Genomic DNA, 16,162 nt, shown 5'->3' on the forward strand with positions numbered 1-16,162 from the left:
GTCACGCGGTGGCCGCCCCGCCGCGGCCGATCCCGAGGCGCGCGACGCGGCCCTGCTCGCCGGCGGCCCAGCAGCCCAGGTCCGGGGCGCAGTCGACGGTGTCGTAGGACCCGGTGTCGAACGTCCGCCAGGTCCGGCCGCCGTCCAGGCTCAGGTCGCTGCCGGACGGGCCCACCGCGATCGCCGCGCGCGAGGAGTGCGGCAGCCAGGTCACGCCCGAACGGTAGGCGGCGGGGGGACGTCCGGAACCGGACCAGGTCGCGCCGCCGTCGCGGGACACCGCGGCGGCCTCGGGGGAGGCCTGGTCGGGGCGGTAGTCCCCGCCCACGGCGATCCCGTGCCGCGCGTCGCGGAAGGCCAGTGCGAACACGCCCTTGGCCGGGTCGCCGGCGGGCAGCGTGGACGCCGCCACGGTCCAGGTCAGCCCCCGGTCGCGGGAGTGCAGGACACGGGCCTGCGACGCCCCGCCGGTCGCCAGCCACACGTCGCGCGGGCCACGGCTCACCAGGCACTGACCGCTCGCCGCGAAGGAGGCCTCGCCGGCGAGCGCGGGCGGCATGCCGGCGGAGGGCAGCACCCGCCAACTGCGGCCCCCGTCAGCGGTGGACAGCATCCGGTACCTGCCGTCGACCGGGTCGCTGACGGCGAGGCCGTGCCGGTCGTCGAAGAAGGTGACGCAGTCGTAGAAGGCCCGGGGGTCGGTGTTGCGGAAGGTCTCCGTCCAGGTCACGCCGCCGTCCTGGGTGCGCAGCACGCGGGACGCCTCGCCCTCGCCGATCGCCAGCACCACCGCGCGCCGCGCGTCGAACGCCTCGATGTCACGGAACTGCAGCTCGGCGGCACCGGGCGGCGACACGTCCGCCCAGTGGCGTCCGCCGTCCACCGTGCGCAGCACCGTGCCCTCGGAACCGGCCACCCAGGCGGTGTCCCTGCCGACCGCCGCCAGCCCGCGGAAGCGCGCCGTGCTGCCGGTCTCCTTCAGTTCCCAGCGCGGACCGGGCCGTTCACCCGTCGCGCGGGCCGGGACCGCCGTCAGCGCGGCGAGCGCCGCCCCGCACAGCACGGCCGTCCACACCCGTCTCATCGTCCCCATCGGCGTCATGGCGCGGCAACCTAGCCCACCGCGCGGCACCGCACCAGACCGCCTCCGGCGCACCGCGCCCGCGGCCACCACGCCGACTGCGGTCATCTGGCCCGGGGTTCGCACGCGGGGCGCCGGACGGCCTCGTGGAGCACGGCCGGATCGCGGTGAGCGCGGCCCCCGAGTACGTCACCCGGGCCCGCTGCCGGCGGCGGGCCCGGGTGACCCGCGCCGCGACGGCGGCACCGGTCGGTCCGGCAGGGACGGATCGTTAACGGGCCGCCGACAGCGCCGTCCTGGCCTGCTCGACGGCGATGGCCACCCGGGGGGACCCGCAGTCCCGGGCGAGTTCCACGGCGTCCCCGGTCAGGGCGCGGGCGGTGCCGAGGTCGCCGGTCAGGGCGCGGGCGAGCGCGGCACGCGCGGTGTAGAGCGTGCGGTCGCGCCGGTAGAGGGGATCCTGGATCGCCAGCGCCTTCTCCAGCAACGGGGCGGCCTCCTCCGCACGGCCGAGGTCCAGCAGCGCGATCCCGCTCTGCGCGCACAGTTCCGCCTCGTCGAACCAGTAGATCCACGAGGGGTCGTCGTCGCCCGGCGCGGTGTCCAGCAGCCGCCCCGCCTCCTCCAACGACCTGCGGCACGCCGAGTCCTCGCCGAGTCCCGCGTGGGCCCGGGCCCGGCGGGTGGCGAGCATCGCGCGGGTGCGCGAGGTCGCCCCCGCCGCCGCGGACTCCGCGGCCCGGGCCGCGGCGAGGGCGTCGTCGTGGCGGCCCGCGAACACGGCCTGGAGGCTCATTCCCGCCCACAGGTTGGCGGCCTGCGGGCGGTCCTCCGCGCCGTGCGCGAGGCGCAGTCCGGTGAGGTAGTGCCGCTGGGCGGCCCCGTGCCGTCCGCAGTCCGTGGCGGACCAGCCGCCCAGCTGGGCCAGCCCTGCGGCGGCGCGCAGCAGGCGTGCGTCGAGTCCGTCCCGGCACGGCCCCCGGCGCAGCAGGTCCAGGGCGATCCGCAGATCGGCCTCCACCCGGTGCCGCACGGCCGCGCCGCCGAACCGGTCGTCCAGCCGGCGCAGGCCGAGCACACCGCGCTCCAGCCAGGCCACGGTCTCCTCGTCGGCCGCCGGCCCCTCCCGGTCGGCGACCGCTCCCGCGCCGCCCGGCGACGGCCCGCTGCCCCGCGCGCCGTCCGTCGCGGCGCTCCAGTCGGTGACGGCGTCGCGGAACCGCCGTCCCTCCAGCACGGGGTGGCTCCGCGGATCGCGTCCCCCGCCGTCCAGCAGGGCGTCCAGCGCGTCGAGACCGCCCGCCCGGGTCCACGGCAGCCCGTCGGGGATGCCGTCGAACGTCGGTAACCAGCCGGGCCACGGGCGGGCGTCGACCTCCCGTGGCGGTACGCCCAGCGCCCGGGCGAGGGCGCGCTGGCTGTCCCTCTCCGGCACCACGCCCCAGTGTTCCCAGCGCCACACCTTCTCCCGCCGGGCCGCCATGGGCACGCCCAGGGCACGGGCGTTGTCGGCGACGACCCGAGCGAGGTCCTGATAGCTCCAGCCGTGGCTGCGCCGTACGGACGCCAGGGGATGAGGCGGTGCCGGCGCGGTGTCGTCCGCCACGGCGATGCTCCTTCGTCTCATATTCGTACGTTCGAATATCAGGCGCGGCGTGTGCCGCGCAGGCGATCGCCGCGATCCGTCCCGTTCCGTGTCCCGCGGCGCCCGCCCGTGCTCGGACACACGTGCGGGACTACATCGAGACAACAGAACCAGACTTGAAGTGGACCTGCTCATACCGGTTGGCTTTGTGTGATCAAGCGATCACCGGACGCCGAACGGGAAGCCCCGCCCCGGGCCGGACCTCACGTGCGCGCCGTGGAGGCACCCCGAGGATGACTCCTCCTCCACCCCCGTTCGGTTTCTCCCGCTCCCGGGACGACCTGCGGTTCGATCCTGCCCTGGACGACGAGCCACTGGCCGACGCCCGCGCCGCGCTCGCCCAGGGACGCTGGACGGCCGCCCGCAGCCTGCTCGCCGAGACCGGCGACGACTGGGACCGCCGCGGGCACCGCCTGGTCGTCCTCGGCGAGGGCGGCGCCAGCGCCACCTGGGCCCGCGAGTGGCAACTCGCCGAACCCGGCAGCTCCGACGCGGCCGCGCTGCTGGCCTCCGCGACGGTGTTCCGTGCCGTCGCCGGCAAGGAGAAGCCCGAACAGGCCCGCGAGGCCTGCCTCGCCGCCGCCGCGCTCACGCCGGCCGACCCCACCCCGTGGCTCTGCCTGCTGATCCTGGCCCGCCACACCGGCAGTGACGACGAGCAGATACGCGCCTTCGACCAGGTCCGCGGCCGCCACCGCAGCCACCACCACGGGCACCACCTGATGACGGCCTGCCTCGCCGAGCGCCCCCAGGCGGCCGCGGACGGCGGCGCCTTCCACGAGGTGTACGAGTTCGTGGACTGGGCCGTCGGCGAGGCGCCCGCCGGCTCACCGCTGGCCGTCCTCCCGGTCGTCGCGCACGCGGAGCTGTATCGCGTCCAGGCCACCGCCGGCACCCTGCCCGCCGACCCCGCGGCCTCCGGGCACTGGGACGGATGGCGGGCCCGGCAGGCGCTCAAGCGGGGCTTCGACTGGTGGCTGGAGTTCGACGGCGACGGGCACGACCACCCGCGCCTCCACCTCGACCTCAACTTCCTCGTCCACGCGCAGTACCTGCAGGGCCGCACCGCCGAGGCCGCGGCCCTGTTCAACCGGATCGGCGTACACGCCACCCGCATCCCGTGGGCCTATCCGGACCGCGACCCCAAGAAGGCCTTCCGCGCCGCGCGCGAGGCCGTCCTCGGCCCCGGCTCCCCGTAGGGCCCGCTCACATGACGCACCAGCACACCATCACCCCTCCAAGGAAGGAACCATCATGCTGACGGGCAACAACCCTGGGATCAGCACGTTCAAGGGCGAGGAGAGAGCCCTGCGGGCCGACCGGCTCGGCATGCCCGGCCTGCTCCTGTCCGTGGTCGCCGCCAACGCCCCGCTCATGGTTGTAGCGGGCGTCATGCCCACCGCGTACGGAGTCATGGGCATCATCGGGCAGCCGCTGCTGTTCGTGATCCTCGGCTTGGTGCTCATCCTCTTCAGCGTCGGATACGCCGAGATGAGCCGCCATGTGCACAACGCGGGCGCCTTCTACGCCTACATTGCGCGCGGCCTCGGCGGCACCGCGGGCGCCGGCGCGTCGCTCGTCGCGCTCGTGTCCTACAGCGCCCTGCAGTTCGGCGTCTACGGCCTGTTCGGTTTCGAGATCTCCGGACTGTTCGAGACCTACCTGCACACCACGGTCGCCTGGTGGATACCGGCAGTCCTGGGCGTCCTCGTGGTCGGCGCGCTCGGCTGGCTGAAGATCGACCTCAACGCCAAGGTCCTGGGCGTCCTGCTGCTGATCGAGATCACCCTGGTCGTCATCTTCGACGTCGCCGCCATCGGCAACCCCGGCAAGGAGGGACTGTCGCTGCACGCCTTCGACCCGGGCACTCTCAGCGGCGCCGGGCTCGGTACGGCGCTGTGCCTGTGCATCGCCGCGTTCGTCGGCTTCGAGCAGCCCCCCGTCTACGCCGAGGAGACCAGCCGGCCGCAGGTGCTCGTCGCCCGGGTGACCTTCCTCGCCGTCACCTTCGTCGCGGTCTTCTTCGCCATCAGCTCCTGGGCGCTGAGCGTGGCCACCGGTCCGTCGCAGATCGTCGGCCAGTCGCAGAAGCAGGGTCCCGGGCTGCTGTTCGGGCTCAGCGAGTCGATCATCGGCGCCACCTTTACCGACGTCCTCCACGTCCTGTACGTGACCGGCATGTTCGCCTGCCTGCTCAGCTTCCACAACGTCGTCGCCCGCTACGCCTTCGCCATGGGCCGCGAGGGCCTGCTGCCCCCCGCCTTCGGGCGTACCAACCCCAAGAGCGGTGCCCCCGCCCACGGTTCGCTGCTGCAGACCGTCATCTCCCTCGTCGCCGTCGTCGCCTTCGCCGTCACCGACAGCAGCGGAGCCGCCGACCACGACCCGACCGCGCCCGTGCTCAAGCTCTTCACCTGGGGCGGCAACGTCGGCGCCCTGGGCATCATCGTGCTGCTGGCCACCACGGCCTTCGCGGTCATCGGCTACTTCGTCCGGCGCGGCGCGCTGCGCACCCAGGCGCCGAGGATCGCGGCCTCCGCTCTGGCGGGCATCGCGCTGGTCGTCATCGCGGTCTACGCGGTCAAGGACTTCGACGTCCTGGTCGCCGGCGCCGGCTCCGCCGTCTCCTGGATGCTGCCCGGCATCATCGGTGTCACCGTCGTCGGCGGCCTGGGCTACGGCCTGGTCCTGCGCTCCACGCGTCCCGAGATGCACGCCCGCATCGGCCTCGGCAACGAGGCGTTCCGGATCGAGCAGGCCCGTGAGACCACGGACACCGAAGCGGAGACCGCCGCCTCCTGACCCCGTCCGGCCCGCCGCCCCCACCGCCGGGGAGCGGCGGGCCGGTGCCGGGTCCGCAGTGCCCCGTAGCGCAACGACTCACGTACAAGAGGGTTGTCCCATGTCCTCCTGCTGCCACACCGACGCAGACGCCGCGCCCGCCGCACCCCACCCCCTCGACCCGCTGACCGCCGACGAGATCTCCGCCGCCCGCCGCATCCTGGCCGAGGAGGGCAGGGTCACCGACGCGACCCGCTTCCCCCTGGTCCTCCTCGACGAGCCCGACCGGCACACCGCCGACGCCCACCGCGACGGGGACCCTGTGGTACGCCGGCTGCGCGTCACCCTCCTCGACTCGGTCACCGGCGCCGCCGCCGAGGCGCTGGTCGACGTCACCGCGGGCGCCGTCGTCGCCCACCGCGCACTCGACACCGAGCAGGAGGGCCAGCCGCCGGTCACCTTCGAGGAGTACGAGATCGTCGAGCAGGTCGTGAAGGCCGATCCCGGCTGGCGCAAGGCCATGGCCGAGCGCGGCGTCACCGACCTCGACCTCGCCGTCGCCGCCCCCCTCGGCGCAGGCCCGCTGCGCTTCGAGGACCGCCCCGGCGCCCGCCTGATGCGCTCCCTGACCTGGCTGCGCTGCGACGCCTCCGACAGCCCCTGGGCGCACCCGGTCGCCGGGCTCGTCGCCGACGTCGACGTCATCGAGCGCAAGGTCGTCCGCCTCATCGACACCGGCGCCGTGCCGATTCCCACCGAATGCGGCCGCTACGAGGCCGAGTTCAACGGCCCGGCCCGCACCGATCTGCGCCCGCTGGAGATCACCCAGCCGGAGGGGCCGTCCTTCGCCCTGAGCGGCCGCCTGCTGACCTGGCAGAAGTGGCGCTTCCGCATCGACTTCAACGGCCGCGAGGGCCTGGTCCTGCACCAGATCGCCCACGAGGACGGCGACCGCGTCCGTCCCGTGCTGCACCGCGCCTCCCTGGCCGAGATGGCCGTCGCCTACGCCGAGCCCGGCGACGACCGCAACTGGGTCGCCTTCCTCGACGCCGGCGAGTACTCGCTGGGCCGCAACGCCAACGCCCTGAAGCTGGGCTGCGACTGCCTCGGCGAGATCACCTACCTCGACGCCGTCCTCTCCGACGACCTCGGCAACCCCGAGACGCTGCCCAACGCCATCTGCATCCACGAGGAGGACTACGGCCTCCTGTGGAAGCACACCGACATCTTCAACGACATGGCCGCCGAGAGCCGCCGCGCGCGCCGCCTGGTCGTCTCCTACATCGCCACCGTGGGCAACTACGACTACGGCTTCTACTGGTACTTCCACCAGGACGGCACGATCGCCTTCGAGGCCAAGTCCACCGGCATCGTTCAGACCTCCGCCGTCGAGCCCGGCACCGCCGACGCGGTCGGCACGGAGGTCGCTCCCGGCCTGCTCGCCCCGTTCCACCAGCACCTGTTCTGCGTACGGCTGGACGCGGCGGTCGACGGCCACGCCAACACGGTGGAGGAGGTGGACGTCGTCCCCGTCCCGAGCGGACCGGACAACCCCAACGGCAACGTCTTCACCACCCGGGTGACCCCGCTCGCCGACAGCGCCGAGGGCGGCCGCCTCGCCGACCCGCTGGCGGGCCGCCGCTGGCGGATCACCAACCCCGGCTCCCTCAACCGCATGGGCAAGCCCGTGGCGTACACCCTCGTGCCGCAGCCCGGCCCGGTCGTGCTCGCCCAGCCCGACTCGGCGGTCGCCCGGCGCATGGCCTACGGCACCAAGCACGTGTGGGTCACCCGGCACCGCCCCGAGCGGCGCTTCCCCGCGGGCGACTACCCCAACCAGAACGCGGGCGGCGCCGGACTGCCCCTGTGGACCGCGGGAGGCGAGTCGCTGGAGGACACCGAGCTGACCGTCTGGCACACCTTCGGCCCCACCCACCTGCCGCGGCTGGAGGAGTGGCCGGTCATGCCCGTCGACCACAGCGGGTTCACCCTCAAGCCGACCGGCTTCTTCGACCGCAACCCCTCGCTCGACCTCCCCAAGGAGACCCCGCGGGGCGAGGGCCACTGCCACACCGCCTGACGCGCACCCGTGCCCCGGCCCCGCGGTCCGTGCGGACCGCGGGGCCGGGGCGCACCGCTCAGGAGCGGTGCGGAGGGACGTTCTCGTGGACCCGCTTGGGGTCGGTCTCGGCGACCGGCTCCAGGATCTCCTCGATGCGCGCCATCAGCTCCTTCTCCAGGACGACGCCCGCCGCCTCGGCGTTCTCCGCGACCTGCTCCGGACGGGAGGCGCCGACGATGGCCGCCGAGACGTTGGAGTTCTGCAGCACCCACGCCACCGCCAGCTGGGCCAGGGACAGCCCGGCCTCCGCGGCGAGCGGCTGGAGCCGCTGGACGGCGTCGAGCACGTCGTCGCGCATCCACCGCGAGATCATGCCCGCGCCGCCCTTGTCGTCGGTGGCACGCGAGCCCGCCGGGGGCTCCTGCCCCCGCCGGTACTTGCCGGTCAGCACGCCCTGCGCGATCGGCGAGAAGACGATCTGGCCCATGCCCAGTTCCTCGCAGGCCGGGATGACCTCGCCCTCGATGGTCCGCCACAGGGCGTTGTACTGCGGCTGGTTCGACACCAGCGGGATGCGCAGCTCCCGCGCCATGGCGTGGGCGCGCCGGATCTGCTCGGCCGGCCACTCGGAGACGCCGATGTAGAGGGCCTTGCCCGAGTGGACGACGTCGGCGAACGCCTCCATCGTCTCCTCGAGCGGGGTGTCCACGTCGTACCGGTGCGCCTGGTACAGGTCGACGTAGTCGGTCTGCAGGCGGCGCAGCGAGCCGGCGATCGACTCCATGATGTGCTTGCGCGACAGCCCGCGGTCGTTGCGGCCCGGACCGGTCGGCCAGAAGACCTTGGTGAAGAGCTCGATGCCCTCGCGGCGCTCGCCCTTCAGCGCCTCACCGAGGACGGACTCGGCGCGCGTGCCCGCGTAGACGTCGGCGGTGTCGAAGCTGGTGATGCCGACGTCCAGTGCCGCGCGCACGCACGCCGTGGCGGCGTCCGCCTCCACCTGCGAGCCGTGGGTGAGCCAGTTGCCGTACGCGATCTCGCTGATGACCAGGCCGCTACGGCCGAGATGGCGGTATTCCATGGGAGCGAAGCCTCCGGGGGCGTGTGCGTGGGTGCCGGCCGGCCGGGTGCTGGCGCACCGGGGCCGGCCGGGGGCGCGGCGCCCGGTCGGGCGTCGGCCGCAGGAAAGGTGGCAGGGGCAAGTACATCTGATCATTACATGCCCGGGTTGCGGCCCGGGGGCGGGTCCCCGCCCCGGCCCGCTCTGTCGCGACCCGGCCCGCCTCGTCGCGTCCGCCTCAGCGGAAGTCCGGGGTCCACAGGCGCACCGTGGCGAACTCCGCACCGGGACGGGTCCGCGCGTACTCCGGCGTTCCGTCGGCGTCGAGGAACTCGACCGTCGGCCCGCCCCAGCCGCGGGGCCCCGCCGCCTGCGAACGGGCCCGGATCCGCGTCCCGGTCGGCTGGCTGGTGTACGCGCTCACCCAGCTCGCCCCGTCCACCTGCCGGTACCTGCGGGTCGCGACGTCCAGCCGGTACACCCCGTACGTGTCGGTGAACCACAGCGACCCCGGCTCGCCGTACACCGGCTGCAGATCACGGCCCTCGCCCTCGAAGCGGACGGCGCTGTGCTCCGTCAGCGTGGTCGCCGCGCCCCGGCCCGACACCGTGTAGCGCACCAGCCGCCCGGCGCCGATCGCCCACAGCGCCCCGTGCTCCGGGTCGTACAGCACACCGCGCGCCCTCGGCAGCGGCACCGTGCGGAACGGCGCGCTCTGCTCGGTGTCCGCGTACAGCCGCAGCCGCCCGGGCGCCCCGGAGGCCACCACGATCACCCCGCCCGGGATGCGCTCGATCGCGTGCGGGCTGTCGGCCGGGGTCACCGTCTGCCACACGATCGCCCCGGTGTCCTCGCGCACCATCGCCGCCCGGCCGCCGGACGCGGCCACGAGCACCACCCGCCCGTACGCCTGCGTCCTGCGCAGCCGCACGTCCGACAGGTGCTGCCAGCTCGTGCCGGCCCCGCCCGGCGCACTCCAGCGCCAGGTCACGGCGGCGGGTCCCGACCAGTCGGCGGCCTCGGGGTCGAAGACCAGGACGCCGTTGCAGGACTGGTCCGCCGTGGCGATGGGATGGCTCTTCCGCGCGGCGTGCCGCGTCATGTCGTGCCCCCGTACGTCGTTGACGTGCCAACGAATATTCGGAGGATAGCGACGGCGGGTGCTGCCACGATGGGCCGCGTGACCGTACCGCGACCGAACGTCCACGCTTCGCCCCAATGGGAGATCGCCCCGCTCGCCGTTGACGACCCCGTCTCGAAGGACCTGCTGTGGAGGTACTACGACGACATCGTCAGCCGCTACTACGGCAGGCCGATGACCCGGGGCGAGATCGACGACCTGCTCACCGAGCACACCAGTGACGACCTCTCCGGCGCCTGCGGGCGCTTCCTCGTCGGCCGGCACGGGGGCCGCCCGGCCGGGTGCGCGGGCGTCCGTCTCCTCGCCCCGGGCGTCGCCGAACTCCGCCGTGTCTGGGTCGCCCCGGCGGCCCGCCGCACCGGCGGGGCCGCGCTGCTGGTGGGGGCGGCGGAGCGCGCGGCGCGCGATCACCTGGGCGCGGATGTGATCCGCCTGGACACGCGGGCCGACCTGGTCGAGGCACGGACCCTGTACGCGAAGCTGGGCTACCGCGAGATCGCCGACTACAACGGAGAACGCTACGCCGACCACTGGTTCGAGAAGCGTCTCGGACCGGACCCCGGCGCGTACTGCGGCCCGGACTCCGGCGCCGACTCCGGCGCGGCATAGGCCCAGGCTCGCGGCCGGACGGCCGGGCTCCGCAATAATGCACCGGTAGTCCAGCCAGAAAGCAGGTCGCACATCGTGACGACAACGGTCTCGGTCGAGCGCAGGATCGCCGAGGAACTCGGCGTACGGGAAGGTCAGGTCACATCGGCAGTCGAGCTGCTCGACGGCGGTGCGACCGTGCCGTTCGTGGCCCGGTACCGCAAGGAGGCGACGGACGGTCTCGACGACGCCCAGCTGCGGACGCTCGAGGAGCGCCTGCGCTACCTGCGCGAACTGGACGAGCGGCGGGCCGCGATCCTGGAGTCCATCGAGTCCCAGGGCAAGCTCGACGACGCACTGAAGGCGCAGATCCTCGCCGCGGACTCCAAGGCCCGCCTCGAGGACATCTACCTGCCCTACAAGCCCAAGCGGCGCACCAAGGCGCAGATCGCCCGCGAGGCGGGCCTGGAGCCGCTCGCCGACCGCCTCGTCGGTGATCCGTCCCTGGACCCGCAGACCGAGGCCGCCGGCTTCGTCGACGCCGACAAGGGCGTCGCCGACGCCGCGGCGGCGCTGGAGGGCGCCCGGTCGATCCTCACCGAGCGGTGGTCCGAGGACGCCGACCTCGTCGGTGAACTCCGCACCCGGATGTGGGAGCGGGGCCGGCTCGTCGCCAAGGTGCGCGAGGGCAAGGAGGAGGAGGGCGCGAAGTTCGCGGACTACTTCGACTTCGCCGAGCCGTTCACCAAGCTCCCCTCGCACCGTGTGCTCGCCATGCTGCGCGGCGAGAAGGAGGAGGTCCTCGACCTCACCATGGAGCCGGAGGAGCCCGTCGAGGAGGGCCCCTCCACCTTCGAGCGCAAGATCGCCCACCACTTCGGCATCACCGACCGCGGCCGTCCCGCCGACAAGTGGCTCGGCGACAGCGTGCGCTGGGCCTGGCGCACCCGCTTCCTCGTACGGCTGGGCCTCGACCTGCGCGTCCAGCTGCGCCAGGACGCCGAGGACGAGGCGGTCCGGGTCTTCGCCGCCAACCTGCGCGACCTGCTGCTCGCCGCCCCCGCCGGCACGCGCGCCACCATGGGCCTGGACCCGGGCTTCCGCACCGGCGTCAAGGTGGCCGTGGTCGACGCGACGGGCAAGGTCGTCGCCACCGACACCATCTACCCGCACGTGCCGCGCAACCAGTGGGACGCCTCCATCGCGACGCTCGCCCGGCTCGCCGCCGCGCACAAGGTCGACCTCGTCGCCATCGGCAACGGCACCGCCTCGCGCGAGACCGACAAGCTTGCCGCGGATCTCGTCAAGCGCCACCCGGAGCTGAAGCTCACCAAGGCCGTCGTCTCGGAGGCCGGCGCCTCGGTGTACTCCGCCTCCGCCTACGCCTCTGCCGAGCTGCCCGACCTCGACGTGTCGCTGCGGGGCGCGGTCTCCATCGCCCGCCGCCTCCAGGACCCGCTCGCCGAACTCGTCAAGATCGACCCCAAGTCGATCGGCGTCGGCCAGTACCAGCACGACCTGTCCGAGGTGAAGCTCTCGCGCTCGCTCGACGCGGTCGTCGAGGACTGTGTGAACGGCGTCGGCGTCGACGTCAACACCGCCTCCGTGCCGCTGCTGCGCCGGGTCTCCGGGATCACCGAGAGCCTGGCCGCCAACATCGTCGCCCACCGGGACACCAACGGCCCGTTCCGCCGGCGCACCGCCCTGAAGGACGTGGCCCGGCTCGGCCCGAAGGCGTACGAGCAGTGCGCCGGCTTCCTGCGGATCCCCGACGGCGACGACCCGCTGGACGCCTCCAGCGTGCACCCCGAGTCCTATCCCGTCGTACGGCGCATGAGCACGGCGGCGGGCACCGACATCAAGGCGCTCATCGGCAACTCCACGGTGCTGCGGGGGCTGAGGCCGCAGGAGTTCGTCGACGACACCTTCGGTCTGCCGACCGTCAGCGACATCCTGTCCGAACTGGAGAAGCCCGGACGCGACCCGCGGCCCGCCTTCAAGACCGCCGCCTTCAAGGAGGGCGTGGAGGAGCTCAAGCACCTCGAGCCCGGCATGGTCCTGGAAGGCGTCGTCACCAATGTCGCGGCCTTCGGCGCCTTCGTGGACGTCGGCGTCCACCAGGACGGTCTGGTGCACGTCTCGGCGATGTCCAGGAACTTCGTGAGTGACCCGCGCGAGGTCGTCAAGCCCGGCGACATCGTCCGCGTCAAGGTGCTCGACGTCGACATCCCGCGCAAGCGCATCTCCCTCACCCTGCGCCTGGAGGACGAGGCGGGCGCGGCCAAGGGCAACGCCGGCGGCGGCCGCCAGGAGCGCGGTCAGCGTCCCGAACGCCAGGAGCGCGGCCCCCGTCCCGACCGCCGGGGCGGCAACCCGCCCCGCCAGTCCCGGGGCGACCGTGACCGCCCGGCCCCCGGCGGTGCCATGGCCGACGCCCTGCGCCGTGCCGGGCTCGACAAGGGACTCGGCGGAGGCAACGGCCGCCGCGGCTGAGCCGGCCGACCCGAGGCGCGCTCCCCCCCCCGGCCGTATGGGGGAGCGCGCCTCGGTGGGGCCTCAGGGGCAGACGGTGCCCGCGGGCGGGAGCCCGCCGCCGAGCAGGTACCGGTCGACCACGGCGTCGACGCAGGCGCTTCCAGGCTGAAGGTAGGCGGTGTGCCCGTCGCCGTCCCAGGTGAGCAGCCGGGCCGAGGGGAACAGCCGGGTGAGCGCCTGCGCCCAGGAGTACGGGGTGGCCGGGTCGCGCAGGGTGCCGACGACCAGGATCGGCGCGGTGGGCGGGGCCGGGAAGGCCCGAGCCGGGCGGGCCGGGCCGACGGGCCAGTGGGCGCAGGTGGTGAGCAGCGCGGAGTAGTACGCCCCGAACTGGGGCGAGGCACGTCGGAACGCGGGGACCAGCGCCTCCGCCTGCGCGGGGGTGAACACGGGTCCCAGCGCCGCGCTCAGACAGCTGACCGCCGTGAACCCCACGTCGGCGACGGCGTCCTCTTGCGCGGCCGAGAGCCTCTGGAGGGCGGCGTTGTCGCCGGCCGAGGCGACCACCTCTCCCAGTGCCAGGCGCAGTTCGCCCCACGCGGGCTTCTTCAGCGCCGTCAGGACGATGCGGAGCAGATCGTCCCCCGTGAGGGCGACGTCCTTGCCCTCCTGCCGCGGGTTCCGGTCGAGACGGGCCACCAGGGCGTCCAGGACCCGGCCCGCCTCCGCGGCGGAGCGGCCGACCGGGCAGCCGGGGCGGGAGACGCAGTCGGCGGCGAAGGCCTCCCAGGCCACCTGGTAGCCGTGTGCGGGATCCAGGAAACGGCGGTAATCCTCGATCGTCGGGTCGACGGCGCCGTCGAGGACCATGCGGCCCACGCGGGAGGGGAAGAGTCCGGCGTAAGTGGCGCCGAGGTAGGTGCCGTAGGAGAAGCCGAGGTAGTGCAGCCGGTCGTCGCCGACGAGGGCGCGCACCAGGTCCAGATCGCGGGCGGCGTCCGGGGTGCCGACGTGCGGCAGCAGCCGGCCGGAGTGCCGTAGGCACGCGTCGGCGGTCTCCTCGCGCGCTTCGTCCAGTGCCTCGAAGTCCGGCTTCCCGCCGGCGAACGCACGGGAGCCGGTGACGGTCGCCGGCGCGGCGGTGCCGCACTCCAGCGGGGTGCTGGCGCCGACACCGCGCGGGTCGACGGCGACCAGGTCGTAGGCGGCGCGCATCGCGGGGGAGAAGTCCCCGGCGATCTCCCGCAGGCCGCCGACGGCGGAGTCCCCGGGACCGCCGGGGTTGTACAGCAGCGAGCCGATGCGTTCCGAGGGGGTCCCCGTGGACCTCAGGCGGGTGACCGCCAGGGTGATGTCGCCCGACTCGGGGCGGGCGTAGTCCAGCGGCGCCTCGATGACCGTGCACTGGTAGGACGGCTCGTCCTCGCACGGTTCCCACGTGGGCCGCTGCGCGTAGTGGCGGGCCGGCTCCGGCCGCCCGTCCCCGGAGCGGGCCGCACCGGCCGCCGCCAGGTGGGTCGCGGCGGGCGGCTTCCCGGCGTGCAGGGAGGCACACGCGGTCGCCAGCAGGGTGCAGGCGCCCACTGCCGCGGCCGCGCGTCGTCGTCGCCTCCCGGGCCCGTGGCCGGTGTGCCGGACTGCGTCCATCGTCCTGCCTTTCCCATGTCGCGCGAAGTGGCGCGTGCCGAAGTGGCGCGTGCCGAAGTGGTGCGCGGCGACGTCCCCGACGCGGTGCCCGTCAGCGGCATACGGTGCCGTCCGCCGGGAGCCGGCCGTGCAGGAAGTAGTCGTCGACGGCGGTGTCGACGCAGCGGCTGCCCTGCTGGTAGGCGGTGTGCCCGTCGCCGTCCCAGGTCAGGAGCCGGCCGGAGGAGAGCTGGCGGGCCAGGGCCCGGGCCTGGTCGTAGGGGGTGGCGGGGTCGCGGGTGGTGCCGACGACGAGGATGGGCGGGGCGCCGCGGGCGCTGACGCGGTGCGGCACCTGGGTCGGCCGGGCCGGCCAGTGGGCGCACATCGGCAGGAACCCGGCGTAGTAGGCGCCGAACTGGGGTGCCGCACGGCGGAACTCGGGAACGGCCGCACGCGTCTGCGCGTCGGTCGAGCGCGGACCCAGCGCGGAGCTCAGGCAGTTGATCGCCGCCAGGGACTGCTCACCCGGTCCTCCGGCGTCGTCCGTACCGAGGAGCAGCCGCCGGGTGGCGGCGTCGCCCGCCTGCACCTCGCGGAGCAGCGAGCGCAGTCCGCCCCATGCCGCCGTCGCGAGTGCCGAGGTGACCGCGGTGAGCAGATCGTCGCCGGTGGCCGGGACACCGCGGCCGTCCCCTTCGCGGGAGGCTTCGTCGAGTTCGGCGACCAGGTCGTCCAGGACGCGCCCCGCGTCCCGGAGCGAACCGCCGACCGGGCAGCCGGGGCGGGGGACGCAGTCGGCGGCGAAGGCCTCCCAGGCCACCTGGTAGCCGCGCGCCATGCCGAGGGTGGCGCGGAAGGCGTCCATGCCGGGGTCGACGGCGCCGTCGAGGACCATGCGGCCGACGCGGGAGGGGAAGAGCTCCGCGTAGGTGGCCCCCAGATAGCTTCCGTAGGAGTACCCGAGGAAGCCCAGCCGGTTGTCGCCGAGCAGCGCCCGTACGACGTCCATGTCGCGGGCGGCGTCGGGGGTGCCGACGTGGGGCAGGAGCCGGCCGGCGCTCCGCGCGCACGCACCGGCGATCAGCGCGTAGCCCGACCCGGGCCCCACGGCGTCCTCCTCGGCCTCGAGGGCGGCCGGCGAGGTGCCCGTCCCGCAGTCCACCGGGTCGCTGCGCCCCACGCCGCGGGGGTCGACGCCGACGAGGTCGTACGCGGCGCGTAGCGCGGGGGAGAAGCCGTCGGCGAAGGACAGGACGTCGTCGACCGCCGACACCCCCGGTCCGCCGGGATTGAGCAGCAGCGAGCCGAGCCGGGCCGCGCGCGGCCCGGTGGCCGGGTGGCGGACGACCGCCAGCCGGATGTCGCCGCGCTCCGGACGGGTGTAGTCCAGCGGCACCGTCACCGAGGTGCACCGGAACGACGCCGCTTCCCGGCAGGGCCGCCAGTCCAGTCGCTGCCGGTAGTAGCGCGACACGTCCGGCGCCGCCGCCGACGCCGACGCCGCCACGGACGCCGCCGCCGAGGCGGCGGAGCCGACCGGAGTGGGCGCGGTCGCGGCCGCGGCCGCGGACCGCTTGGCTCCCGCCGGCCGGTGCGGGCGCTGTGGTGAACAGGCCGTCAGCACCAGCCAGGCGCTCAGCAGCCCGGCCGCGACGCGCCCGCGCCTGCCGGACAGGACACCCGTGGCCCGCACGGCGGCC

11 protein-coding genes are annotated in these 16,162 nt (G+C 74.4%); 5 read left to right on the top strand and 6 right to left on the bottom strand.

Annotated features, from left to right (window positions below):
* Position 1: 1 nt before the first annotated feature.
* On the bottom strand, positions 2-1,102 hold the full coding sequence (locus PV342_RS19090) for a WD40/YVTN/BNR-like repeat-containing protein (RefSeq protein ID WP_472974997.1): 1,101 nt from the start codon (positions 1,100-1,102) through the stop codon (positions 2-4).
* Between the two features lie 250 nt (positions 1,103-1,352).
* Positions 1,353-2,687, bottom strand: coding sequence for an NsdA family TPR-like regulatory protein (locus PV342_RS19095; protein ID WP_400797843.1), 1,335 nt, complete (start codon positions 2,685-2,687; stop codon positions 1,353-1,355).
* Between the two features lie 272 nt (positions 2,688-2,959).
* On the opposite strand from PV342_RS19095, the gene PV342_RS19100 reads away from it, so the two are divergent.
* The 3 genes from PV342_RS19100 (at position 2,960) to PV342_RS19110 (ending at position 7,587) form a co-directional block, all read left to right on the top strand.
* Positions 2,960-3,925, top strand: a complete 966-nt coding sequence (locus PV342_RS19100) for a hypothetical protein (protein ID WP_400797846.1) — start codon at positions 2,960-2,962, stop codon at positions 3,923-3,925.
* A 55-nt stretch (positions 3,926-3,980) separates the two neighbouring features.
* Complete coding sequence (locus PV342_RS19105; protein WP_400797849.1) at positions 3,981-5,528, top strand: APC family permease; 1,548 nt, start codon at positions 3,981-3,983, stop codon at positions 5,526-5,528.
* Positions 5,529-5,628: 100 nt separating this feature from the next.
* Positions 5,629-7,587: a primary-amine oxidase gene (locus tag PV342_RS19110; RefSeq protein ID WP_400797852.1), complete on the top strand. Its 1,959-nt coding sequence runs from the start codon at positions 5,629-5,631 to the stop codon at positions 7,585-7,587.
* Between the two features lie 58 nt (positions 7,588-7,645).
* Here the strand turns inward: PV342_RS19110 and PV342_RS19115 are convergent, their stop codons facing one another.
* Positions 7,646-8,650 carry an aldo/keto reductase family protein gene (locus tag PV342_RS19115; protein WP_018562271.1) on the bottom strand — a complete coding sequence of 335 codons (1,005 nt, stop codon included), beginning with the start codon at positions 8,648-8,650 and terminating at the stop codon, positions 7,646-7,648.
* A gap of 217 nt (positions 8,651-8,867) precedes the next feature.
* Positions 8,868-9,731 carry a DUF6528 family protein gene (locus tag PV342_RS19120; RefSeq protein ID WP_500318023.1) on the bottom strand — a complete coding sequence of 288 codons (864 nt, stop codon included), beginning with the start codon at positions 9,729-9,731 and terminating at the stop codon, positions 8,868-8,870.
* A 69-nt stretch (positions 9,732-9,800) separates the two neighbouring features.
* On the opposite strand from PV342_RS19120, the gene PV342_RS19125 reads away from it, so the two are divergent.
* Positions 9,801-10,379, top strand: coding sequence for a GNAT family N-acetyltransferase (locus PV342_RS19125; protein ID WP_500318024.1), 579 nt, complete (start codon positions 9,801-9,803; stop codon positions 10,377-10,379).
* A 75-nt stretch (positions 10,380-10,454) separates the two neighbouring features.
* A complete protein-coding gene (locus PV342_RS19130; RefSeq protein WP_386992855.1) occupies positions 10,455-12,851 on the top strand; it encodes a Tex family protein in 2,397 nt (798 codons plus the stop codon).
* 63 nt (positions 12,852-12,914) lie between these two features.
* On the opposite strand, the gene PV342_RS19135 is transcribed toward PV342_RS19130, so the two are convergent.
* Positions 12,915-14,480: an alpha/beta hydrolase gene (locus tag PV342_RS19135; RefSeq protein WP_400797863.1), complete on the bottom strand. Its 1,566-nt coding sequence runs from the start codon at positions 14,478-14,480 to the stop codon at positions 12,915-12,917.
* A 91-nt stretch (positions 14,481-14,571) separates the two neighbouring features.
* Entirely contained in the window at positions 14,572-16,155 is a 1,584-nt protein-coding gene (locus tag PV342_RS19140; protein ID WP_500318027.1) for an alpha/beta hydrolase, read from the bottom strand.
* Positions 16,156-16,162: the final 7 nt, after the last annotated feature.

The sequence above is a fragment of the Streptomyces sp. PA03-3a genome (genome assembly GCF_033792735.1).
GTDB lineage: Bacteria > Actinomycetota > Actinomycetes > Streptomycetales > Streptomycetaceae > Actinacidiphila.

What these genes read in the sequence shown, in the direction of transcription:
- PV342_RS19090 (WP_472974997.1), bottom strand. Translation starts at nt 1,102, where the DNA reads ATGACGCCGATGGGGACGATGAGACGGGTGTGGACGGCCGTGCTGTGC.
- PV342_RS19100 (WP_400797846.1), top strand. Translation starts at nt 2,960, where the DNA reads ATGACTCCTCCTCCACCCCCGTTCGGTTTCTCCCGCTCCCGGGACGAC.
- PV342_RS19105 (WP_400797849.1), top strand. Translation starts at nt 3,981, where the DNA reads ATGCTGACGGGCAACAACCCTGGGATCAGCACGTTCAAGGGCGAGGAG.
- PV342_RS19110 (WP_400797852.1), top strand. Translation starts at nt 5,629, where the DNA reads ATGTCCTCCTGCTGCCACACCGACGCAGACGCCGCGCCCGCCGCACCC.
- PV342_RS19115 (WP_018562271.1), bottom strand. Translation starts at nt 8,650, where the DNA reads ATGGAATACCGCCATCTCGGCCGTAGCGGCCTGGTCATCAGCGAGATC.
- PV342_RS19120 (WP_500318023.1), bottom strand. Translation starts at nt 9,731, where the DNA reads ATGACGCGGCACGCCGCGCGGAAGAGCCATCCCATCGCCACGGCGGAC.
- PV342_RS19125 (WP_500318024.1), top strand. Translation starts at nt 9,801, where the DNA reads ATGGGCCGCGTGACCGTACCGCGACCGAACGTCCACGCTTCGCCCCAA.
- PV342_RS19135 (WP_400797863.1), bottom strand. Translation starts at nt 14,480, where the DNA reads ATGGACGCAGTCCGGCACACCGGCCACGGGCCCGGGAGGCGACGACGA.